Raw genomic sequence first — 24,160 nt, 5'->3', positions numbered from 1 at the left:
AGTGAGATTCACTTCCGCGCCCTTCCGGGCCGCTTGCGTGAAACCATGACGATACCGCAAGCGACCAGACCGATCATCGCAAACGAAGGCTCGGGCACGGCGCTGACAAATGAGATCGTCGGGCGCAACTGGTCAATCGTCGCAAGCGGCGGTTCGACCGATAGCGGGTCTTGGAACTCGAAGATCGTGACTTCGCTGAAATCTTGAATGTCAGCGATGATGTCAAGCTGATATTCCAAGAGGATGGATTGGCCGGGATTCAGGACACCAAGGCTGACATTCTGGAAGCTGAACGGAATGTCGACTGTCGACCCATTTTGTTCGGCGCCGATGTCGGCGCCAAACTGAGTAAGCGTGGGCGTGTTGCCACCGGGCGACCCCGTCATCTCCAATGCGCTTTGGAAGACTGCACTGCGATCGGCCGACAGCGTCAGAATGAATTCGAGCGTCGAGTTTTCACCGGCTACGAACACAAACTGGCCGCCGTCGATGATGAAATTCGCGAACGCTTCTCGCGGCGAACCTCCGATCGGCGGGGCCTGGACATCGGCTTCAATCACCACTTGGGCACGCAGTTCGCCTGTCCGCGAGGTGCTCGCCTGAAGCCCATAATTTCCGAATTCACCGACCGAACCGCTCGCCGAGACCCCGTTATCATTGAGCCCCGCGATCAGCGAGCGATTGATATCTGTCGGTGTATTGCCAGAAATAAAGTCGCCGCCACGTACATCGTCGTTGTTAAAGAGATCGTCAGGCGTGGGATCAAACGTAAAGGAGATCTGCTGAGTGATTGCCGCCTGACAAGTTCCTGAGGGCGATTTTCCAACACCCAAGACGAGGATGCCGACAACCAGGGTCAGGTTCATCGCACGAAACATCTGCACACCATAAAAAGGAGGGTACGGTTTGGGGCACGCCGAATCACACGGGAACGCTGGTGTCCCACCCCCAACGTTCCGTGTCCAGACAGTGTCTCCCCAGACAGTGTAGCTGAGACGGATTCATGCGGCAAAATGTTTGTCAATCGACCCCGCCGGCACTAGCGCGACAACCAACGCAGATCCAGCAACAACCGACACGTCTCGCAGATCGTCAACTCCACCTCCGGATCGATCGCAACGTGTATGTATTCCTGATTTTCACCGAGGCGGAGCAGTTGAACTGAACTGTCAAGCGGATCGGCGATCAGGTACCACGGAACACAATTCTCTTGATACAGCGCGCGCTTGTGGATCAAGTCACGATCTCGTGTTGAATCGGAAAGCACTTCGGCAACCATGGCCGGTGTCGATTCGATGTGTCCCTCGGGCGGATCACCGCACACCACGCTCACATCCGGACGAAGGACCGTGTCGTCGGCAACGATCCAATCCACTTCCGCAAGCACCGACGCATCGCAGCCGGCTTGGTCGATCGCAATGGTCAGCACGGTACACAGTTTGGCCAGCAGGCCACCGTGCCGGCCAAATGGGCTGGGGGTCATCGCGATGGCCGTTCCGTGCCACAATTCCCAGTCCCCCTCCCAATGACGATAGTCTTCGATCGTGTAGTGCGGGTGATACCGGGCGGATGAACTCATCAGTTATGGCTCAAGTGGGATGCGTGGGGAACGGGGCGAAGGCGTCAACGGCGATCGGGTGGAAAGCAATCGTCGAATTTCTTGTGGGATAGGCTTCCAGCCTGTCGATCCCTGGATCGACAGGCTGGAAGCCTATCCCACCGATTTTCCGCCCGCTGATCAGTCTACCATCAATCCTGCGGCGCCGGATCACTTGCGGCACTTGCTTCGCGGAGATCGGCGAACGATGATGTGTAACCGCATTCTCGTTCTTCGAGCGATGCATCTCCCCGCCTTCCGCCCCGCCAAACCGTCATGAAGTCACTCGCCTTGCTTCCGCTCGCCATCCTTCTGGCGATCAGCCCTGTCAATGCCGCCGACGTCCCCACGGGGACGATCACCGAAGGCGTTTTTGCCGACAGTCGCACCTTCCCCGGCACAACGCGTCAATACAGCGTCTACGTTCCGGCGCAGTACAACGCCGACGAACCGGCCAACTTGATGGTGTTCATGGACGGCAAGAACTATGCCCGACCGGGCGGTGCCTTTCGCGTGCCCGAGGTGTTTGACAACTTGATCGACCAGCAAGCGATGCCGGTCACGATCGCCGTGTTCGTCAACCCGGGAACGATTCCCGCCACCAAACCCGGTGCGAAAGATCGCAGTAACCGTTCGCTGGAATACGATTCGTTAGGCGACCGCTACGCAACGTTCCTGGTTGATGAGTTTTTGCCCGTCGCATTGAAAGGCTTGAACGTTTCTCAGGACGCCGATCGTCGAGCGGTGTGCGGGATTTCCTCCGGTGGGATTTGCGCGTTCACCGTCGCTTGGGAAAAGCCGCAACAGTTCGGCAAAGTGCTCAGCCACATCGGAAGCTTCACCAACATCCGCGGCGGATGGGCTTATCCCGGATTGGTCCGCAAGACCAAGGACAATCCTAAGCCGATCAAGGTCTATCTGCAGGAAGGCAAAGACGACCTCGATAACCTGCACGGCAACTGGCCGCTGGGGAACCGTGACATGGCAGCCGCGTTGCAGTTCGCCGGTTACCACTACAAACTGGTCATGACCGAAGGCGGTCATAGTGCCAAATGGGGCGGCGAGGTCCTTCCCGACGCGCTGCGTTGGCTGTGGTCGGACGATTCCCAGCCGACCGTGATTCCCGAAACGCAAACCAAGCCCGAGTGGCAACCGCACCCTGATGCCATCGCCAACGACTCGGTTCCCCAAGGCACGGTCGAGCAGATGGAGCCGTGGGAATCAGACATCTTTGCCGGCACCGTCCGCGACTGGGCGATCTATGTCCCGGCCCAGTACAAAAACGAGCAACCGGCGGCGTTGATGGTGTTTCAGGACGGCGAGCGGATGCGCGACGTCAAGGGCCGATGGCGAATCCCGACCGTGTTGGACAACCTGATCGCTCGGGGCGAGATGCCTCCGACGATCGCCGTGTTCCTCAACCCGGGGCACGATAAATCCAAGCCGCGCCGCGGTAAAAAATCATCCAATCGCGGCTTCGAATACGACAGTTTGGGCGACCGTTACACGCGGTTTTTGCTGGAAGAGATCCTGCCCCAAGTTCAACAGCGATACAAAATTTCGTCCGATCCGGCGATGCGGGCCATCGGCGGATCCAGCTCCGGGGCGATTTGCGCCTTCACCGTCGCCTGGCAACGCCCCGACCAGTTCGGCAAGGTCTATTCGAACGTCGGCAGCTTTACCAATTTGCGCGGCGGCAACGTCTACCCGGCGCTGGTGCGAAAAACCGAACCCAAGCCGATTCGCGTTTACATGTCCGACACCAGCGGCGACGTCGACAACGCGTTCGGAAGCTGGCCGTGGGCAAATCAGCGGATGGCGTCGGCACTGAAGTACATGGGATACGACATCCGTTTTGATTGGGCCGAGGGTTATGCGCACAACGCCGATTTCGGCAGTGCGCGGTTTCCCGACGCGATGAAGTGGCTGTGGCGCGGCGAGACGCACACCCCAGAGGTAGACACGAGCGATGATCTGCGCGGCGATCTGACGCTGGTGAATTTGCTGATCCCCGGCCAGTCGTGGGAAGTCGTCGCGTCGGACCTGGGGTTTGCCGATGCGCCGTGCTGCGACGACGAAGGAAACTTCATTTTCAGCGACATGAAGGCGCCGGCGGTCTACCGCGTCGATGCCGCCGATGGAAAACAAACGTTGATCGCCAAGGAATCGGTCAGCGGGCTGATGCTCGGACCCGACGGATTGCTGTATGGGTGTCAGGGGGCGCAAAGTCGCGTGATCTCCATCGATCCCGAATCCGGTGCGGTCAACGTGGTTGCCACCGGCGTCAAACCGAATGACTTGGCCATCACCGCTGACGGCATGATTTACATCACTGAAACCCGAGCCAAACAGGTCACACGAATCGACCCGAAGACCGGCGCGACGACAGTGGTCGACACCGGGATCACGCGGCCGAACGGAATCGCGCTTTCAGGTGACGGCGGCACGCTTGCGGTTTCTGATTCCGGTGGCCAGAACACGTGGACGTTCCGGGTGAACCCCGATGGCAGTTTGGACGCCAAGATGCCAACGATGCCGATGCGATTGGCGATCGATGAGGAGGGCGAGTTCAAATTCAATGAGCCGCCGTCGTACAAGACCGCCTCACGAGGCGATGGCATGGCCGTCGACGCGGCCGGACGTTTCTACGTCACCAGTGCGGTCGGAGTGCAGATCTTTGATCCCACCGGCCGACCCTGCGGCGTCCTGCCAACCCCCGATCCGACTCAGCCGTTGACCAGCTGCACGCTGGCCGGAACGAATCGCGATGAATTGTACATCACCAACGGCTCGACCATTTACCGCCGCAAGCTGACCGTCCAGTAACGCGGCAACCGAGATTCCACGCTGGTGTCTAGCCTTCAGGCGATTCCCCTTGCTGCGCAGCGAGCCCCCAAGTACGACGGTCCTTCCGGGCGGTCGCCCGCGGGGCTCTGCACGACGACCTAGAAACGACGTCGTACACCGTCACTGCGACGCCCCAGAAGGGACGTCGTACCACAGACCGAGCATAAGAGACTGTGGTCGTTTCATGCTACAATCCCAGGCATCCTCAGCGGCGAGAGACGCCGCCTCCCGTTTCCCCGATCGAGCGAGACAGACATGACCGAGACGCCTTCGCGGATCAACCGTCGCCAATCCATTCGAACCGCCGCCGCGGGCGCGGCCAGCCTGTTCGCCGCCCCGGCGATCGTCCGCGGACAAAACTTGAACGACAAGATTCGCGTCGCGATCGTGGGGATGGGGGGACGCGCCAAAGCCCACGCGGAAAGCCTGGTCGAACTGGAAAACGAATCGACCGCCGGCGTCACGCTGGCCGGTCTGTGCGATTGCGACGAAAACAAACTCAAGTCCGCCGAAACGGTTTGGACTGAACGCAGCGGCCACAAGATCGACACCTACGATGACATGCGACGGGTGTTGGATGATCCGTCCATCGACGCGGTCACCTTCGCCACCCCCAACCACTGGCACTCGCTGAACGTGATTTGGGGCTGCCAGGCCGGCAAGGATGTGTATGTCGAAAAGCCCGGATCGCACAACATCTTCGAAGGCCGAAAGATGGTCCAGGCCGCACGCAAGTACAACCGGATCGTCCAGCACGGCACCCAATGCCGGTCGTCACCGAACATCGTCGAAGGTATCGACAAACTGCATCAGGGGGTGATCGGCAAAGTCTACTTTGCCCGCGGCATCGCCTACAAAATCCGCGGTGACCTGGGCAAACACGCACCACGCCCGGTTCCCGATGGACTCGATTGGAATGCTTGGTGTGGTCCGGCGGCCGTGCACCCGTTCAGTAACTTTCAACACCGTCGCTGGCATTGGATCTGGGATTACGGCAACGGAGAAATCGGCAATCAAGGCGTCCACCAAATGGACATCCTGCGCTGGGGGTTGAAGTTGGACAGCCACCCGATGCAGATCTCGTCGATCGGATCCAACTACATGCAAGAAAAGGTCCATCAAAGCAGCGCCGAAACGCCGGGCGTCTTGTCCACGTCGATGAAGTGGGCCGACGGAAAGATGATCGAGTTCGCGGTGCGGGATTGGTACACGAACGCCGAAGCCGGATTTCGCGACAAATACCCCTTCGTGCAAAAGGACTTCCCCGTCGGAACGATCTTCCTGGGCACCGAAGGCACGATGATCATCCCCGATTACTCCAGCTATTACACGTTCCTGGGACGCAATCGCGAACCTGGACCGAGTGCGTTTGAAGAGGGCAGCCCGATTTCCAACCTGCCGCACTTCCGCAACTGGGCCCTGGCCGTCCGTGCCCGCAAGCAGGAGTTTCTGTCGGCGGAAATCGAACAAGGCCATTATTCGGCCGCACTGTGCCACTTGGCCAACATCGCTTACCGCGTCGACCGCACACTGCACTTTGACGGTCAGAGTGAAACGTTCAAAGACGACGCCCAGGCGGATCAGTTGCTCACCCGTCCGCCCCGCGGTGCGTTTACGGTTCCCGACGTGGTCTAATGTGAAGGGCAAGTCCACATTGAAATTCAATCATTGTGAATCGCAGATCAAACGTAGCGAGCTTCGCCAGAAGGTGCAGCCCTGGAACTCTCCACGCTCTGGCGCGCGTTGCCACGACGAAGTGCCATTGTCGAATGTCTGTCCGATGTCTGACATTCAAGACCGAGAAACAATATAGAAACCAATCATGAATCGCAATTGCTACATCCTGCTGACACTTGTTTTGGCGATCACGCTCGTCCCGTCCAATGCCGATGCGGACTGGCCTCGCTGGCGTGGGCCCAAGGATATCGGCAGCGTCAACTCGGGTGACTACCCATCCGAACTGAACTCACAAACCCTGCGATGGAAAGCACCGCTGCCCGGCAAGGGGTGTTCCACGCCGATCGTGGTCGATCAAACCATCTACGTGACCGCGCCGACCGACGGCGTCGATTCGTTGTTGGCGTTTGATTGGTCGGGAACCCGGAAATGGAACACGCAGTTCGGCCCCGAAGCAAAGGGCAAACATCGTAACGGATCCGGCAGCAACGCGTCCCCGGTCAGCGACGGTGAAGCGGTGTTCGTGTACTTCAAAAGCGGGACGCTGGCCGCAGTGGAGCCCGACGGTACCGTGCGCTGGCAAACGAACCTCGTCGATCGGTTCGGCAAAGACACCCTGTATTGGGATCACGGCACCTCACCCGTGTTGACACAGCGGCACGTCGTCTTTGCCCGGATGCACAACGGAGAATCCTGGTTGGCGGCGTTTGACAAACACACCGGCAAGATCGCATGGAAGGTCGCGAGAAACTACGAAACGCCTCGCGAGTGCGATCACGGCTATTCGACGCCGTTGGTGATCGAGCATCAGGGCAGGGAGTCATTGCTGGTCTGGGGCGCGCAGCATCTGACGATCCACGACGCCAAGGACGGGCGCGTGACGTGGACCTGCGGTGGTTTCAATCCTGACGGCAACCAACTCTGGCCGGTCGTCGCATCACCGGTCGTGGTCGATGACATGGCCGTCGTCGCTTTTGGACGCAACGACAAAGGCTCGCCGTTGTTGTACGGGATCCGCATGGACGGTAGCGGGGATGTTACGGAATCGAACCACAACTGGTTTCGTGATGACATCTCGACGTTCGTCCCTTCGCCGGCGGCTTACAACGGAAACGTGTACTTGGTCCGCGATCGCGGGGAAGTCGAGTGCATCGATCCGGCCAGCGGAAAAACGGTTTGGAGCGACGCGTTGCCCAAAAACCGCAACTCGTACTACGCGTCACCGACCATCGCGGCCGGAAAACTTTACGCACCGCGCGAAGATGGTGTCGTCTACGTTGCCGATGTGGCCGACAATGACTTCCGATTGCTTTCCGAAAACGATCTGGAGGAGTCCGTGATCGGATCGCCCGTTCCGATCCAAGATCACTTGTTTGTCCGCGGTGAAAAACACCTGTTTTGTTTTTCGTCGAAGTAGACTTGTTCGTCTCATGCCGACCTCAAAGGCATCAAGTTAAGACGAAACCGACTCTGGAAGCATTGATGTCAACACAACGTACAATGGCTCCCTTCTCCCCCGGCTTTGTGGGGGAGAAGGGGAGCCATGCTCTAAATTGCGGACCGATTTGTCTAGACACCAACGCACTGGAAGGGACGGTAACGTCGCGTGTTCGATAGTTCCCCTCCACCAAGCGAACCCCACCACCGCCTGCGACAACATGCAACGAAATCTTTTGCTTATTCCCATCGTCCTGACTATCGCCACGATGATGTTCACGGCGCGAGCCTCCATCAGCCAAGACGCGTCAAGCTCCTGGCAAGCCGACCCCGACTTGGTCGAAAAACTGACCCGGCAACGTCGCGAGTTTAATTACGTCGAATCCAAGGTCCCGACGTACACGTTGCCCGATCCGCTGGTGACCCGCACCGGCCAGCACGTCGGTTCGCCGAAGGAGTGGCATGACGGCCGCCGTGGTGAGTTGCTGGATCTGTTTCGCGATCAGGTCTATGGACGTCGTCCCGACACGGAGTACTCGTTGCGATTCGAACAAACGGCCGAAGTGACGCAAGCGTTTGACGGCGCCGCGACGGGGCGGGAAATGAAAGCGATCGTTGAAATCGGCGAGCGCAGTTTTTCGTTTCCGTTCGTTGTTTTTCTGCCCAACAACGCGTCGCGGCCGACGCCGGCCGTGGTCCACATCAACAACCGCTACTTTGTTCCGCTGGCGACCGCCCTGGAAAAACCGGATCCGTTTTGGCCGGTGAAAATGCTCATCGACCGCGGCTACGCCACCGCATCCTTCCATACGTCCCACGTCGACCCCGACAAGAAAGACGGCTATGCGGACGGGATTCGAGCATTTTTCGCCGGCGGTGACCCACCCAGCGACACCGCGTGGCGAAGCCTGTCTGCCTGGGGCTGGGCGGCCAGCCGGGTGCTGGACCATTTGGAAACGATTGATTCGATTGATGCCGCGCGTGTCGCCGTGTCGGGCCATTCCCGCGGCGGCAAGACATCTCTGTGGGCGGCGTGCGAAGACGAACGTTTCGCCATCGCCTATAGCAACAACTCGGGTTGTGGCGGGGCCGCGCTGTCACGTCGTGCTTATGGGGAAACGGTCGGACGAATCACAAGTTCTTTCCCACACTGGTTCTGCAAGCCGTTCTCGAATTACGCCGGGCGTGAACACGAACTGCCCATTGATCAGCACGAGGTCATCGCATTGATCGCGCCGCGAGGCGTTTATGTGGCCAGTGCCGACGAAGACCTTTGGGCCGATCCGAAAGGCGAGTACGCATCGCTCGTCGCGGCCGCTCCGGTCTTCGAGCTGCTGGGCAAACGGTCGATTGAATCCCCTCGCATGCCGCCGCTGGGACAGCAACGGATCAAGGGCCAAACCGGTTATCACATCCGCAGCGGCGGACACGGCCTGGGCGAACTGGACTGGGGTCTGTTCCTGGACTTTGCCGACACGTTGCTGAAGTAGTTTTGATTGATGTTTGAACTGCGCTGCACCGTCCGGAATTGTTGTCAACCACTCCGTTTGCGCGACAACGCGTTGCGTTGCGATTCCGGGCACCATTTCGATCGCGCCAAAGCGGGCTATTGGAGTCTGCTGCAACCACAAGACCGAAGGTCGACCAAGGCAGGCGACTCGGACGATGCGGTCCTGGCACGTCACCGCTGGCTCAGTCGGGGACTTGCTGCGGGGCTTGTCGAAACGCTTCGGCCTTGGATCAAGTCACCGAAACCTGGGGACGAGTCGTCATCGATCAGGACGCTTGACCTCGGCTGTGGCGAAGGCTCCTTCGGGCCGGCGTTATTTTCGGACAACCCCAGCAGCTATTGCGGGATTGACCTTTCCAAGCGAGCGATCCGACTTGCCGCCCGCGGTTGGCCCGAGGCGACGTGGGTGTTGGCCAATGCAGACCGGACGCTACCGGCGGCGGACGCCAGTGTGGATCAAGTGATTTCGCTGTTCGGGCGCCGTCCGGCCGAAGAGATCGCGCGAGTGCTGGTTCCAGGCGGAGCGTGCATCATTGCCGTTCCCGGCGAAGACGACCTGATCGAATTGCGTGAGAGCGTCCAACAAGAGGGGCGACGGCGCAGTCGCTGGGAGGCGGTCGTGGACGAACTGACCGCCGCGGGGCTGGAGCTTGCCCGGCACAAGCTTTGGCAGCAACGAGTGGAGCTGCAACCCGACGCGATCGCCGACGCATTGGCAATGACCTACCGCGCGGTCAGGCACAGCCAGCAAACCCGTGCCGAAACGTTGACCGCCATGACCGTCACCCTGGCCGCCGACCTCATCTTGCTGCATCGCCCAGCAACGCACGTTGGTGTCTAGCTAGCCTTCAGAAGATTCCCCTCGCTGCGAAGCAGCGACCCGGGCGGCTAAAGCCTGCACACCAGCGCCGTTGGTGACAAACCGAGTTCGGAAGCCGCACCACACGTGCAGGATCGTCGGACAGGCCGTAGACTATAGTATCCGCACCCACCTGATTCATTCCCCCTCGCATTTCATCCGGATTCAACCATGAAACGCCCTTCCGATTCGCGACGGAACTTTCTGAAAACCTCCGCTGTCCTTTCCGGCGGCTACTGGCTGGGCTCCTCTGCGACGGCCCGTGCGGCATCGCCCAATGACAAACTGAACGTCGCCTGCATTGGGGTCGGCGGACGCGGGTCGGCAAACGTCAGCGGCGTTGACGGTGAAAACATCGTTGCGATGTGCGACGTTGACGAGGTCAAAGCGGGCAAGCGTTTTCAAGAATTCGACAAGGCGCGCAAGTTCCAAGATTTCCGCGTGATGCTGGATCAAATGGACAAGCAAATCGACGCCGTCGTCATCAGCACGCCCGATCACACCCATTTTCACCCGGCCCGCCAGGCGATGCTGATGGGCAAGCACGTGTATTGTGAAAAGCCGCTCGCCCACACGGTCTGGGAAGCGCGCGAGCTGACCAAGATCGCCAAGAAGATGAACGTCGCCACCCAGCTCGGCAACCAACGGCACGCCAACGAAGGCATGGCCCGCACCGTCGAAGCGGTCCGATCGGGAATGATCGGCGATGTCACCGAGGTGTACTGCGCGATCGGCGGCTCACGTGGCATGCCGGACATGCCGACAGAGTTTCCCCCGGTCCCCAGCCATCTGAACTGGGATCTGTGGCAGGGGCCGGCCCAAGAACGCCCCTATTCACCCGAGTACTGCCCGTACAAATGGCGTTTCTGGTGGGACTACGGCACCGGCGAAACCGGCAACTGGGGTTGCCACATCCTGGACATCCCCTTCTGGGCGTTGCAACTGAAGTACCCCGACCGTGTCGATCTGGATGAAGTCCCCAGTGCCGACCAAATCGATCCCCTGCGGACACCCAAGTCGATGAAGACCCGGCTGGAGTTCCCCGCCGAACAAGGTCACGGAGCGTTGACGTTGCACTGGTGGCACGGATCGCTTAGCGAAGTGTTCAAGCGACACAAGACGGTCCCCCAAAAGGGCAGTAACACTCTGTTCGTCGGCACCAAGGGGACGATCGACGCAGGTTTCAACGGATACAAGGTCACGCTCCAAGACGGCGGCCACCCCGAGGCTCCCGAAAAAACAATTCCCAAGTCACCGGGATTCCACCAGGAATGGATCGATGCCTGTAAGGGCGGGCCGAGGTCGACCTGTGACTTCGTCGATTACACCGGTCCGTTGGCCGAAGCGGTCTTGCTGGCCAACACCGCCTATCGCGCCGGCGGCGGGTTTGACTGGGACGCCAAAGCCTTCAAAGCCAGCGGCAATGACAACGTCGAACAATACTTGATGTCGCATTTCCGCAAAGGCTGGGAAGTCGACCCGGTTTAACTGAACAGCCGACTTCGTCGTAGCGACGCTCGCTATCATCCCATATGTACGACACAATCATCATCGGCGGTGGCCACAACGGATTAATCACAGCCGCCTACCTGGCCAAGGCCGGCAAGAATGTCTGTGTGCTGGAGCGACGTGGGACCCTGGGCGGGTGTGCGACGACCGAAGAACTGTATCCGGGCTTTCGGTTTTCCCCCGCCGCCTATGTCGTCAGTTTGCTGCTGCCGGAAGTCATCGCCGAACTGCGGTTGAAAGAGTACGGGTACCAGGTGCTGCGACGCGACCCGTCGTCGATCACCTTCGACGGTCAGGGCCGGCACCTGGTCCTGGGACACGACGCCCAACGCAATTACGAATCGATCTCGGAATTTAGCAAAAAGGACGCCGAAGCGTTCCCGGCGTACGAAACGATGCTGACCGAGATCGCCGAGCGGTTGGAACCGCTGTTGAAAACCGTGCCGCCCCAATTGCCCACCCGTCATCGAACGATGGGCTGGGTGGACAAGACCAAGAATCTGGTCGGCGGGATGAAGCACGGTTTGCTGATGAAGCGGTTGCTGTATGAGAATCCCGGCGCGATGGAGGTGTTGACCGGTGCGGCCGATCGCATTTTGAACCGCTGGTTTGAATCCGACCTGCTCAAGGGCACGTTGGCGACCGATGCGATCATCGGTGCCTTTCACGGGCCATCCTCACCCGGCAGCGCCTACGTGTTGCTGCACCATGTGATGGGCGACGCCGGAGGGGCACGCGGCGTTTGGGGCTACATCAAGGGCGGCATGGGCGGGCTGGCCGCTGCCCTCCAACAGGCCTGTCGCGATTTGCGGGTCGATATCAAAACCGACATCGAAGTCACTGAGATCCTGGTGGAAAACGGTGCCGTGCGCGGCGTGTCGACGTCCGAGGGCGAGTTCCTTGGCAAATCCGTCGCCTCGGGAGTCGATGCCAACCGCACCCTACTTCGACTGCTGGACTCGCGGCACCTGCCCGAGGGATTCATCGCGCAAGTCCGGAATATCGATTACTCCTCGGCCAGCGGCAAAATCAACCTTGCCCTGGACGCCCTGCCCGATTTCGGCGTCGATCCACAATTGCTGCGTGGGACGATTCACACCACGCCAAACATGCAATACATCGAACGCGGATACCAGGAAGCTCTGGCGGGAGATTTCAGCAGCCGACCGGTCTTGGAGATGACGATCCCGTCCAACGTCGACGACACGCTGGCCCCGCCGGGGAAACATGTCTTGTCGATGTTCGTCCAATACGCTCCCTACCAACTGTCCGGCGACCGGCACTGGGATCGGGAAAAAGATGCGTGGGTCGAAAACTGCATCGACACCTTGCAGGCGTTTGCGCCCGATATCCGAGACAAGATCCTATTCACGCATGCGATGACGCCGCTGGACCTGGAACGGACCTATGGGTTGACCGGTGGCAATATTATGCAGGGGGCGATGCACCTCCACCAACTCGGGCCGTCTCGCCCGCTGATCGGTTGGTCAGATCACCGCACCCCGGTCAACGGACTGTATCTGTGCGGCGCGGCGTCACATCCCGGGGGTGGCGTGATGGGCGCCTGTGGACGAAACGCGGCGGGGATCATTCTGCGCGATCTCTAATCGCACTGCCTACGTACAATCATCGGGATGCAGCTAAACCTTCAAACCAAACTGACGATTTTCGTTGCGCTGGTCGTGTTCTTCACCGCGACGTTGGCGAATCTGACGAATTACCAATTCGCCAAACGCGGTGTGACCACGCAGATTCACGCGCGACTGAAGACCGTCGCACACGATCGCCAGCAGCGTGTCTTGGCGTACGTCAATCAACAGAAGGAACGCGTGGCGTTAGTCGCCAGTCGGACGCGTCTGCGCGGCTATCTGGACGAGCGGATTCACGACGAAATCGACGAGGAAAAGTTCCGGCAGGGGGCCGAACGAATCCTCCGCGACGCCAAGTCCAGCACCGAGGAGTTTCTCGCCATCTCGATCACCGACCTCCAGGGCCGCGTGATCACCTCCACCGACTCCGGCGAGCTTGGCCAAGACCTCTCCGATCACCCTGATTACCGACAAGGTCGCTCCGGTACCCATCTGGGGACTCCGTTTCGCGACGATGCGGGGAAATTTGTGGCCTGGTTGACGGCTCCGGCGAAAACCAACGACGGAGATTTTCTGGGGGTGGTGGTGGTACGGCTGGACGTCGATCGCTTGGCCAACATCCTGCACGACACGACCGGGTTGGGAGCGTCCGGTGAAGTGCTGATCGCCGCCAGACGAGGCGAACAGTTGCACTATTTGATCCCCTCAGCAAAACGCAACGAAGATTCTCTGGCCAGCACTGATGCCGAAGTGATGAGCCAGGCGATCAACGGCGATCACGACCAGGACATCAGCCGCTACGCCGGGGTCGATGTTCTGTGCGCCTGGCGACCGATCAAGTTTCAAGACCCCGAATTCGATCGTTGGGGCATGGTCGTCAAAATGGACCGCGAGGAAGCGTTCGCGCCGATCGTCAAACTGCGCAACACTCAATGGCTGCTCGAAGCGGCACTGGTGTTGCTAAGCGTGCTGGCCGCGTTTGCCTTGGCAAAGCGATTTACCGCCCCGATCTCACAACTCGCCCAGACCGCCGACAGGATCGCCGGCGGAGACCGTTATGCTCGCGTCGCCATCGCATCCGATGATGAACTCGGACAATTGGCCACGTCATTCAATCACATGACCGACGAACTGGTGCGTGCCCAAGTCACGCTGGAAGATCGAGTCGACCAGCGCACCCGAGATCTCGCCCAGTCCAATCTTCATCTGCAACAGGCCCGCGTAGAAGCAGAGCAGGCGAATCGGGCGAAAAGCGAATTCCTGGCCAATATGAGCCATGAGATTCGCACGCCGATGAACGGGATCATCGGGATGTCCGAATTGCTCGAAGGGACGCCGCTGAAGCCCGAACAACGCGAGTACCTGGGCATGGTCCGTGGTTCGGCCGATTCGCTGTTGCGTTTGCTGAACGACATCCTGGACTTTTCCAAGATCGAAGCCGGAAAATTGGAACTGGAATCGATCGCCTTTGACCTCCGTGACGTGGTCGAACGGACGGTCCGATCACTCGGCCATCGCGCCGCAGAGAAAGGTCTGGAATTGGCCTGCCGCGTCGATCCGGAAGCCCCGCAAGTGGTTGTCGGCGACCCCGGGCGGTTGCGTCAGATCATCGTGAACCTGGTCGGCAACGCGATGAAGTTTACCGAAACGGGCGAGATCGTTGTCGCCGTCGAATCGGAACACCCTGACGGACAGACCGCCCAGCTTCATTTCTCGGTTCGCGACACCGGAATCGGCATCCCGGAGGAAAAACAGGACACGATTTTCGAGTCGTTCTCACAAGTCGACGCGTCGACCACGCGGCAGTACGGCGGCACCGGACTGGGGCTGACGATCTCCGGTCAATTGGTCGCGATGATGGGCGGCCGGATCTGGGTGGAAAGCGAGTTGGGCGACGGAACGACGTTCCATTTCAGCATCCCCCTGGAACTCGGCCAGCCGCTTGAAACGTCGCCGCCGGCCGCACTGGCGGATCTGGCCGGATTGCCGGTGCTGGTCGTCGACGACAATCAGACCAACCGCCGGATCTTTGACGAAATGCTCCAATCTTGGGGGCTGGCACCCAAATGTGTGCCCGACGGACCGGGCGCGCTGGAGGAACTGCGGCGAGCGGCTGCGGACAAGGCACCGTACCATCTGATTTTGTTGGACTGCGTGATGCCGAACATGAACGGCTACGACGTGGCAACCACGATGATGGAGGACGACCAGCTGCGCGACACCAAAATCATCATCATCTCCTCGGCCGTCAGCGAGGATAAACAGAGGTGTCGCGACTTGGGCGTCGCTCGCTACGTCACCAAGCCCGTCGTGCAATCGGAATTTCTGGAAACGATCCTGGGCGTCATGGTGTCGCCCGATGCAATCGACGCTGATGATCGCGAGGAGCAGATCGAAAAAGCCGATGTTCCGCTACGCGTGTTGATGGTCGAAGACGGCTATGTCAACCAACGTGTCGCCACCGGCCTGCTCGAGCGGATGGGCCACGAGGTTCACGTCGCCGGCGACGGAAGCCAGGGAGTCGAGGCTTGGCGAAACGGAGACTTTGACGTCATCCTGATGGACTGGCAGATGCCCGTCATGGACGGAAAAGAAGCCACCGAGTTGATTCGTGCCGAAGAAGCGAGCACCGGAAATCACATCCCGATCGTCGCCATGACCGCCGCGGCGATGAAAGGTGACCGGGAACGATGCCTCCAAGCCGGAATGGATGATTACATCAGCAAACCCGTTGATCCCGAGGAATTGGCAATGGTCCTGAAACGAAACGTTCCCGAGCCCCCCTCGGCCGAGCCCCCGTCGGCCGAGCCCCCGTCGGCCGAGCGCCCGCCCGCGACGGATCGACCGGTCGATGAACCCGAGCCGCCCCGAGGCGGAGAAGAACGCTACGAAGTCATCAATGTCCAACACGCCCGCGACCGGATGAGAGGCTGCAACGACGCCTTTTTGACAGAGATCGCCAAAGTCCTGCGCGAAGAAGCGGCCCAGCGTGTCTCGGAAATCGAAACGGCGCTTGCCGCCGCAGACGCCAAGGTCGTCGCCCGCGGCGCCCACACCCTGAAAGGTGCCGCGGGAAATTTCGGCGCCAAGCCCGTCGTCCGACTCGCCGAACAAATCGAAACCCTCGGCAAAGACGACAACCTGGCCCCCGTCCCCGACCTGCTCGAATCACTCAAGCAACAAGTCGCCCGACTGGACACCGAACTCGCGGCCTTTGTGAATCGCAATCCATCGTGAATCTCCGGCAACACGTAGCTACCTTCGCCAGAAGGTGGTGCGGTTTTTCAAATTAACCCTCCTTGGCAGGCATTGGTGTCTCCACAATTTACCATGGCTCCCTTCTCCCCCGGCTTTGCGGGGGAGAGGGGAGCCCTGTCCTAGATTGCGAGCCGACTTGTGTAGACACCAATGTCTGGCAGGACGGTCGAGCGCAGCGAGGGGCATAGGCACCACGTGAGCACGTCCCACACCAGGACACCTTTGTCCCGCGAAGTACTACTGGATCTGAATCGGTGACGTTTCCGGCGGGTCGTCGCCTTCGATCGACTTCATCAATGCCCTTAACTCCGTCACCTTCTCGGGATACGTGGTGGCCAGGTTGGTTTGCTCGCCGAGATCGGATTCCAGATTGTAGAGTTCGTCGACCTTGGGCCGGTCGTCTTCGATCGCGTAGCCGTGAAAGTAGGCGTCGGGCTTGAGGTATTTCCAGTTGCCCAGACGCACGCCGGCGTTGTTGAAGTAGAAATGCTCGCGTCCGGTGTCGCGTTTTCCCAGCAGCAAGTCCGTTTGATCGATGCCGTCGATCCGCCGGTCGGTCGGGACTTCAAATCCGGCCAAATTCGCAAAGGTCGGCATGAAGTCGATGGTGGCAAACATCGCGTCCGAAACCCGTCCGGCCGGCACTTTTCCAGGCCAGCGCACGATGCAGGGCAACCGATAACCGCCCTCATACGGCGACCCCTTGCCGTTGCGTAGCGGTCCTGAATCGCCCCAGAAAATCGAACCCTTGGGATGTCCTTTTTTCCGGCTGGTGTATTTCGGTTGATTCCAAGGCCCATTGTCACTGGTGTAGATCACCAGCGTGTTTTCGCTCAGTTCCAATTCATTAAGGACGTCAAGCAAACGCCCCGTTTCATGATCAAATTCTTCGACCACGTCACCATAGAGCCCGCCATCCGATTTGCCACGAAAGCGATCTGACGCGTCGATGATCGTATGCATCATCGTGTGGGCGACATACAACACGAATGGCTTTTCCGGATCGCGTTTCTCTCGCAGAAAGTCGATCGCTTTGTCGGTGTACAGCGTGGTCAGACTGCCCATGTCGTCGGTCGCCCCGGCCGGTTCGTTGTTCTCATGAAATCGAACCTTGCCGCCGTCGTTGGCCCCCAGCGTCCCGAAGTAGTAGTCAAATCCCTGTGCAAGCGGCATCCGATCCAGGATCGCCTTTCGATTGGACACATCCCACTTGCCGATGCACGCGGTCTGGTATCCCGCCGGACGAATTAATTCGGCAAAGGTGATTTCCGAAGCCGGCATGCCCCAGCCCTTGCTGCGCAGCGGGTGACGCCCGGTCAGCAGCGCCGATCGCGACGGCCCACAAACGGTCTGGGAGTAGAACGAAGTGAACCGAGTCCCCTCGGCGGCCAGTTGGTCCAAACGCGGCGTCTTGTTGGTTTCGCTTCCGTAACACCCCAGGTCGCCATAGCCTTGATCGTCTGTAAACAGGACCAGAATGTTGGGTTTGTCGGCCGCGTCGGCTATCGAGGCGAGCAGCAGGAAGACGAGTAACGCCGCGGATCGCAGGTCAGGGTTAAGTGATTTCATGGCTTTCTCAAGAGAGGTCGAAGAGGATGGTCCGTCGGGGTGTGTCATGCGCCGATCGCTGACCGGCCTGTTGATTTGATCAGCCGCACGGCACTAGCCGCGGTTCTCGCCGCCACAAAACCGGGGCTAGCGCCCATCGGCTGATCGTTTGCTTGTTCATTTCGACTAAATCAACGGGCCGGTAAGGCAGTGGCCTGTCATCCCCTACCGCTCGGCCAACAGCGGGTCGACGGTGCCGGTGCTGTCGGCGAAACGTTTCATGTCCAACCCCATCAGACGAGCCTGGGTCAGCCACAAATTTGCCAGCGGCGTGCCTTCGGGCAGGTTGATGTGCTGGCCGGATTGAACGCTGTTTCCGCCCCCGGCGACAATGATCGGCAAGTCGTTGTACTGGTGCGTCGAACCGTCGCCGAGTCCCGACCCATAGGTGAACAGGGTGTTGTCCAACAACGATGTCCCATCAGACTCTTCCACACGATCCATCTTGTCGATCAAGTAGGCGTATTGTTCCATGTGAAAACGATCGACTTTCAACAGATCGTCAATCATCTTGGTTTGGTTGTGCGACATCTGGTGATGACTTCGCGGTGAATCGAACAGGCTTTCAAACAGGAACGGCGTGTCCCAACGCTCCGGCCCGACCATGAACGTCGTGACATTCGTCAGCCCGGTTTGAAGGGCGACCACCATCAGATCACCCATCAATCGGATGTACTCTCCGCGAGGCAGATAGGCTTCGGGCGGTTCTTCAAAATCAACGTTCGCCAGTTCCGCCTTCATCCCCTCCAATCGATCCATCTGGGTTTCGATCGTGCGAATCGAATCAAAGTACTCGTCAAACTTGACGCGATCGGTGTACCCCAGGTCGCGTTGCAGTGATCGGGCGTCTTCCAAAACCAAGTCGGTCACGTCTCGGTAGCGATCGATTTCCTGGGTCGAAAACAACCGGTGGTACATCTTGCGTGGATCGCGGATCGACGGAGCCAAGTGCCCCGTGCCGTACCAGGAGATGTTGTCAAAGTAGATCGATTCTTTGTTGTCGCGGTGGCTGTTGCAGCTGAACTCAAGCGTCGGGAAGGGTGTCGTTTGGCCGACCTGATCGGCGACCAGATGATCCAAGGTCCGGTCCAACGGCCACGCGGTGCCTTTGATCGTGTAGGGTTGCGCGCTGCTCAAGTAGCACGAGGCGCACTGGGCGTGCACGTCGGTACCTTGCTGGAACGTCCGGTCCATTCCGGTGATCAAATTAATCTTGTTCTTGTACGGTTCCAGCGGCTGCATCGTGGGCGTCAACTCGCCAAGCGGTTTGACGCTGAAGTACGGATCCTGTTTGCCCAGCGATGCCATCACGTTGCCGAGGTTCCCTTTGGGAATCACATCGTTGGCCTCGCCGGGAAAGAACCCGCGTCGGACGACACCGATCGGCACGTAGAAATGGGCCATCCGCTTGGGCACGCCGATCGCATCGCCGGCCGAAACCAAACTCTCCATCCAAGGCAGCGAGAGTGCTGCGCCGCCGAGTCCGCGCAGAAACGTCCGTCGTGAAGTGGGCTGAATCGTCATTGGGCTTTGGGGATCATTGGGCTTTTGGGTTTGTCTTGCTTTGAAAGGGATCACTCAGGATCACGTTGCGGATCAGGGTCTGGATCTTGTAGCCGTCGGCGGCGGTGGCCGAAGTGATTTGGTCGAGTGCGATCTGGTCGGCGGCGGTCAGTTCACGGGCCAGAGCGAAGGACAGCAGGTGTCCGGCCAGCCCGCGGGCAAAACGGTCTTTTTCGGCCAGGATCGCGTCTTTAAACTCGACCACGTCGTCAAACGCGTGCTTGCGAAACAGCGTTCCCGAGACATCGACCGAGCGTCCGTTTTCATACTCCGCACGCCACCGTCCAACCGGGTCATAGTTTTCCAGGGCAAACCCCAGCGGGTCGATCTGCTCGTGGCAGCCCTTGCAATCACTTCGCTCGCGGTGCAGTGAAAGCCGTTCGCGAAGCGTCAACTGTTCTTCGCCGGCAGCCGGCTTTTCCCCCAGCGGCGGCACATCGGCCGGCGGTGGCTCGGGCGGGTTGTTGAAAATCACCGTGGCGATCCAGGCGCCGCGCGTGATCGGCTGCGTCCGCTCGGGACCGGAGGTCATCGTCATCACCGCCGCATTGGTGATCACCCCGCCGCTTCGTCGATCCGACACCGACACGCGATAAAACGGCAACGCCGTCACCGCGCCCCCTCCGGCCTTTTTGACGTCCGACGGCTCGCTGCGAAGCTCCCCGTAGGCGTCTTCCAACAGCACCGAACGATAGGTGAAATCAGAATCGATCAGCTGCGTAATGGGATGGTTTTCGATCAACACCGTTTCGAACAACAGCAGCGGCTCGATCATCATGTGCATGCTGTCGCGGTATTTGGCAAAGTAGAAACCGGGATACTTCTTTGGGTCGGGGACCGAGGAAATGATCCGTTCCAGTTGAAGCCACTGTGCCGGAAACGAATCGCAAAATCGTTTCAGCTTTTTGTCGCTCAGCATCCGAGTGATCTGAGCGTCCAAGGTGACCGGCCGTTTCAATTGCCCCGCGATGGCCAGATCCAGCAGCTCGCGATCGGGGATGCTGCCCCACAGAAAAAACGACAATCGCGACGCGAGTTCCAGGTCATCCACGGGTGCCGCCGTTGCGGACTCGCTGGACTTGTCATAGCGATACAGAAACTTGGGCGACGAAATCGCCGCGGCGGCGATCGATTTCATGGCGTCGACAAATTCGACGCCGGCGGCGAGTTGCCGCAAGGTGTAGTGGACGTATCGCTCCAGATCGGCAGCGTTGACGGGGCGTCGAAACGCCCGCGTCAAAAAGCGTTCGAGACGACGTCGTACTTCTGCATCCAAGTCCGCCGCTTCATCCGGCGCCGCAAAGAACGCCTGCCAGATCCCGACGTTCTGCGGAACAAAGTCGGGGCTGTCGGTGATCGACTGGCCCAGCGACAGAAACGATTCCATCAACAGCGGCGACAAAGACAGGTGATCGCCCCGATTGTCGAATCCGTGTTCGGCACGCAAGTCCTGTGGAAACGCTGCAACGCCCGCCAACCGCCGCTCGATCAATTGTGACTTGCCCAGCGGACGACTTCCCACCCAAACCACATCGTCCATCCGACCGGTTTCCGGCTTGAAGTACCCCCGGTGCTCACGCATCATCCGTTCGGGCAACGTGAAGACGATGCAGTTCAAATCGAACAGGTCAACGACCGCATTGTTGTATTGAAAACGATTCATGCGGCGAATCGGAGCGTGCGCGAAGGCCTTTTTCTGGGCGATGGCCGTTTGCAAGATCCCTTTCAGTTCCTTGACCAGCTTGCGACGCAGCTGTGGATCCAATGGCGGTTCGTCCTCCGGCGGCATCGCTTCCAAGTCCAACACATCGACCAGTCCGCGGACCAATTCCGTGTTGTCCGTCAATCCTTCGTCCCACACTGCCGACAGATCGACGTCGCCCTCCCGTTGGCCGTCCTCACCATGGCACTTGATGCAATGGGCCTTCAGTGCCGGCGCGATGATCTCGGCAAACGCATCGGTTTCATTCGCCGGGCACGATTGTGGAACGCTGCCCAGCAGCAGGACCGAGGTGGCAATCACGATTGCCGACCATTTCTGAAATGCGTGGTTCGAGCTCACCGGCTGATTCCGCAAGTGCAAGGAGAGGGCCGAGAGCGGCCGGGGGCGGGAGTGGATGCCGCCCAAACATCAATCATCGGCCGGCCCTCCACACGTGCGATTCTAACCGCTTGCAGCCCGAGATGCCAACTTGTCGGTCCGATGCGCCAGTGCCAATACGCCAGTGCAGTCCCCCCCCTCACAACGGGACGCACCGATGGTGCTTCGATCCGCATTTCCGGTCACCTTCGCCGCGATGACACTTTGCAGCGTTCAGACGATCTTCGGCGGCCAGGCCGACGAGGATTTGCGGCGGATGCAGATTGCCAAAGGGATCGTCGCCGTTATCGGCTTGCCCGGCGACGATGCGGCAAACGAAGCCGATGATTCGGTGGAACCGAAACTGGTCCTCAGCGACATCAATGCCGCGGTCGCGCCACTGGAACTTGTGTCGACCCGCTGGGCAGTTGGCGTTACCTGATGGCAAGGCATGACGGTGGTGCGGTCAAATTTGGAGCGTCGGTGTCGGGGGAATGGGGATTGGTGGGGACGGGATTGGTGGGGACGGGGGTCGAAAAATCGGGGGCAAATGATGATGCCGGTTGGTTGTGATTTATTTGACCACTGAATCGTTTGGCCCCCCCAAGCAATCGTCTTTGCCAGCCACATCGAAATGACCATTGGTGACCTCTTCGACTGCGGTTGAAGGTCGGGGGGATTAGGGTTGTGATTGATAGACCGGCCGGCCGTCCAGCCACGTGGACTCGACCAGCGTGTCCCGGATTTCGTCGTCACTGCACGTCAGCAGGTCGCGGTCGATCACCACAATGTCCGCTCGCTTGCCGACTTCCAACGACCCGATCTCATCTTCGGCTCGCATCAACCACGCGTTGTTGATCGTGTAAAAGCGAATCATCTGCTCACGCGTCAGGGCTTGCTCGCGGTGGATCGGTTCGTCGTGCCAACGAGCCGTCCGCGTGACGGCGACCCACATGCCCAGAAAGGGATTGTAGGGGTTCACGCTACGCAGCGAGCCGATCTTTTGCATGTGATCGCTGCCGCCCCCGGCCACCACACCGGCCTCCAATAGACTGCGTAGCGGAACGAAGTGTGTCAAACGCTCGCTGCCGAACTGGGCGACCAAGGTTCGGGCATCCAGGTACAACCATGCCGGTTGCAGGTCCACTCCCACCCCCAGCTTCGCCGCACCAGCGATCGCTCTAGGACTCATGAAACTGCTGTGCGTGATCGACGAACGTGTCGGTGCGATCGGGATGTCGTGATCAACCCGTCCGTAGGCCTCCACCAGTGCTTCGACGGCGGCATCGCCCTGGCAATGGGCCGTGAACGCCAACCCATGGCTGGCGCACATCCGCACGAGTTGTTCCAGCCGGTCATCATCGATGAACTGCATGCCTCGGTACCGCGGATCGACGATCCCGTAGATCGTGCTGGTTCCCCAGGGTCGCGTGAAATAGGCGCTGCCGGTCAGCATGCCACCATCTTCGAAGACCTTCACGCCGATCACGGCGAGTCGCGGGTCGGGTTGTTTGAACAGCGGGTCGGATGCGATCTCGTCCAGGCGTTGATCGATTTGCGAAAGCTCCGCATTTGGGGAAAGCGAACGTGACAGTCGCACTCGAGTCGTTAAGCGATCCGATTGCAACAGTCTGGCGTACTGGGCGCGGGCCGAATCGCTGCAGTTGCGATCGATGATTCCGGTGATCCCCCAGCGGTTGTAGTCCTTGAGTAGTTCGACCAGTCGATCATCACGCTCGTCTTGCGACAACGACTTTCGACTTTTGTCCGGACGTGTTTTCAAGATCGAGGAGGATCGCCGGATCACGCCGGTCGGCGCGCCGGTGGAGGGGTCGACGGCGACTTGATCGGGATACTTGGCGGCAAAGGCTTTGTCGATCCCGTTCTCCGATAGCGCCAGCGAGTTGGCGCTGCCGTCGGGCCCGGTGCGAAACCAGACGGGATGATCGGGGGCGACCGAATCAAGTTCCGCGCGGGTGGGGAAACGCTGTTCTCGCAAACGGGTGATGAAGACTTGCTGCAGCACAATCCACTCGCCTTTGGGAACCACGGCGGCTCGGCCACGGACATAGTTCAAGACGTCGTCGATCGTTTCCATCGGCGGGATCTCGTGGTCCGCTTCGTATTGGCTGGCACCGGTCGGATGGACGTGTGAGTCGATCAGGCCGGGCAAGACCATGCGGCCGCCCAGGTCGACGATTTGCGTTTGTTCGTCGATCTGCGACGCGATCTGTTCGTCGGTTCCCAGGGCGACGACCCGCCCCTCGTGGACCGCCATCGCCTGGACGATGCGGAACTGCGGATCGACGGTCACGATCTTGCCGCCGCGCAGGACCAAGTCGGCGGCGGGGACCAGGCCCGCGGTGGGGACCAGGCCGGCGGGGATGCACCAGGTGAGGACGGCGATGGCAAGACGAAGATGCATCAATGGGACTCGTGGGGTGGCGGGGGAGGGACGGGAGAGTTGGTGGTCAAAAAATGGAGTGGTCAAAAAATGGGGGCATGGATGGGACGTCCGATGCAGCTAATGATAGGTAAGAAGATTTGGAAGGTAAGAAAATGACGTTATGTTCTATCCAGTCGAATGCACCAATTTTCCTACCTTCAAAATCTTCCTACCCCTTCA

At 59.6% G+C, this 24,160-nt stretch carries 16 protein-coding genes; 9 read left to right on the top strand and 7 right to left on the bottom strand.

All coding sequences use genetic code 11. The features are described from left to right. Nucleotides 1-8: 8 nt before the first annotated feature. The 3 genes from H1B37_RS04505 to H1B37_RS04495 all read right to left on the bottom strand — a co-directional run bounded on the left by H1B37_RS04505 (nucleotide 9) and on the right by H1B37_RS04495 (nucleotide 1,844). A complete protein-coding gene (locus H1B37_RS04505; protein WP_182865416.1) occupies nucleotides 9-866 on the bottom strand; it encodes a hypothetical protein in 858 nt (285 codons plus the stop codon). 173 nt (nucleotides 867-1,039) lie between these two features. Then, nucleotides 1,040-1,579, bottom strand: a complete 540-nt coding sequence (locus H1B37_RS04500; protein ID WP_182865415.1) for a Uma2 family endonuclease — start codon at nucleotides 1,577-1,579, stop codon at nucleotides 1,040-1,042. Between the two features lie 10 nt (nucleotides 1,580-1,589). Continuing rightward, complete coding sequence (locus tag H1B37_RS04495; RefSeq protein ID WP_182865414.1) at nucleotides 1,590-1,844, bottom strand: hypothetical protein; 255 nt, start codon at nucleotides 1,842-1,844, stop codon at nucleotides 1,590-1,592. A gap of 29 nt (nucleotides 1,845-1,873) precedes the next feature. Here H1B37_RS04495 and H1B37_RS04490 point away from each other — a divergent pair, with 29 nt between their 5' ends. The 8 genes from H1B37_RS04490 to H1B37_RS04455 all read left to right on the top strand — a co-directional run bounded on the left by H1B37_RS04490 (nucleotide 1,874) and on the right by H1B37_RS04455 (nucleotide 16,262). Next, a complete protein-coding gene (locus H1B37_RS04490; RefSeq protein ID WP_182865413.1) occupies nucleotides 1,874-4,423 on the top strand; it encodes an alpha/beta hydrolase-fold protein in 2,550 nt (849 codons plus the stop codon). Nucleotides 4,424-4,699: 276 nt separating this feature from the next. Continuing rightward, nucleotides 4,700-6,079 carry a Gfo/Idh/MocA family protein gene (locus H1B37_RS04485; protein ID WP_182865412.1) on the top strand — a complete coding sequence of 460 codons (1,380 nt, stop codon included), beginning with the start codon at nucleotides 4,700-4,702 and terminating at the stop codon, nucleotides 6,077-6,079. A 187-nt stretch (nucleotides 6,080-6,266) separates the two neighbouring features. Next, the gene (locus tag H1B37_RS04480) at nucleotides 6,267-7,538 is read left to right on the top strand and encodes an outer membrane protein assembly factor BamB family protein (protein WP_182865411.1); all 1,272 of its coding nucleotides are present in this window, start codon (nucleotides 6,267-6,269) and stop codon (nucleotides 7,536-7,538) included. 256 nt (nucleotides 7,539-7,794) lie between these two features. Next, nucleotides 7,795-9,048: a glucuronyl esterase domain-containing protein gene (locus tag H1B37_RS04475; protein WP_220498034.1), complete on the top strand. Its 1,254-nt coding sequence runs from the start codon at nucleotides 7,795-7,797 to the stop codon at nucleotides 9,046-9,048. 9 nt (nucleotides 9,049-9,057) lie between these two features. After that, nucleotides 9,058-9,909 (top strand): methyltransferase domain-containing protein, encoded by an 852-nt coding sequence (locus H1B37_RS04470; RefSeq protein WP_182865410.1) that lies wholly within the window; start codon nucleotides 9,058-9,060, stop codon nucleotides 9,907-9,909. Nucleotides 9,910-10,098: 189 nt separating this feature from the next. Further along, nucleotides 10,099-11,415, top strand: coding sequence for a Gfo/Idh/MocA family protein (locus tag H1B37_RS04465; RefSeq protein ID WP_182865409.1), 1,317 nt, complete (start codon nucleotides 10,099-10,101; stop codon nucleotides 11,413-11,415). 44 nt (nucleotides 11,416-11,459) lie between these two features. Beyond that, entirely contained in the window at nucleotides 11,460-13,043 is a 1,584-nt protein-coding gene (locus tag H1B37_RS04460) for a phytoene desaturase family protein (protein ID WP_182865408.1), read from the top strand. A gap of 27 nt (nucleotides 13,044-13,070) precedes the next feature. Next, on the top strand, nucleotides 13,071-16,262 hold the full coding sequence (locus H1B37_RS04455) for a response regulator (RefSeq protein ID WP_182865407.1): 3,192 nt from the start codon (nucleotides 13,071-13,073) through the stop codon (nucleotides 16,260-16,262). A 258-nt stretch (nucleotides 16,263-16,520) separates the two neighbouring features. Here the strand turns inward: H1B37_RS04455 and H1B37_RS04450 are convergent, their stop codons facing one another. The 3 genes from H1B37_RS04450 to H1B37_RS04440 form a co-directional block, all read right to left on the bottom strand. After that, entirely contained in the window at nucleotides 16,521-17,852 is a 1,332-nt protein-coding gene (locus tag H1B37_RS04450; RefSeq protein WP_182865406.1) for a sulfatase family protein, read from the bottom strand. A gap of 204 nt (nucleotides 17,853-18,056) precedes the next feature. Beyond that, nucleotides 18,057-19,415, bottom strand: coding sequence for a DUF1552 domain-containing protein (locus tag H1B37_RS04445; RefSeq protein ID WP_220498033.1), 1,359 nt, complete (start codon nucleotides 19,413-19,415; stop codon nucleotides 18,057-18,059). 13 nt (nucleotides 19,416-19,428) lie between these two features. Then, on the bottom strand, nucleotides 19,429-21,516 hold the full coding sequence (locus H1B37_RS04440; RefSeq protein WP_353620776.1) for a DUF1592 domain-containing protein: 2,088 nt from the start codon (nucleotides 21,514-21,516) through the stop codon (nucleotides 19,429-19,431). A 196-nt stretch (nucleotides 21,517-21,712) separates the two neighbouring features. Here H1B37_RS04440 and H1B37_RS04435 point away from each other — a divergent pair, with 196 nt between their 5' ends. Beyond that, nucleotides 21,713-21,976 (top strand): hypothetical protein, encoded by a 264-nt coding sequence (locus tag H1B37_RS04435; protein ID WP_182865405.1) that lies wholly within the window; start codon nucleotides 21,713-21,715, stop codon nucleotides 21,974-21,976. A gap of 237 nt (nucleotides 21,977-22,213) precedes the next feature. On the opposite strand, the gene H1B37_RS04430 is transcribed toward H1B37_RS04435, so the two are convergent. Further along, entirely contained in the window at nucleotides 22,214-23,959 is a 1,746-nt protein-coding gene (locus H1B37_RS04430; protein WP_182865404.1) for an amidohydrolase, read from the bottom strand. Nucleotides 23,960-24,160 lie beyond the last annotated feature (201 nt).

Source organism: Stieleria mannarensis, from assembly GCF_014154935.1.
Classification (GTDB): Bacteria; Planctomycetota; Planctomycetia; order Pirellulales; family Pirellulaceae; genus Stieleria; species Stieleria mannarensis.
This window is presented reverse-complemented; position numbering and strand designations above follow the sequence as displayed.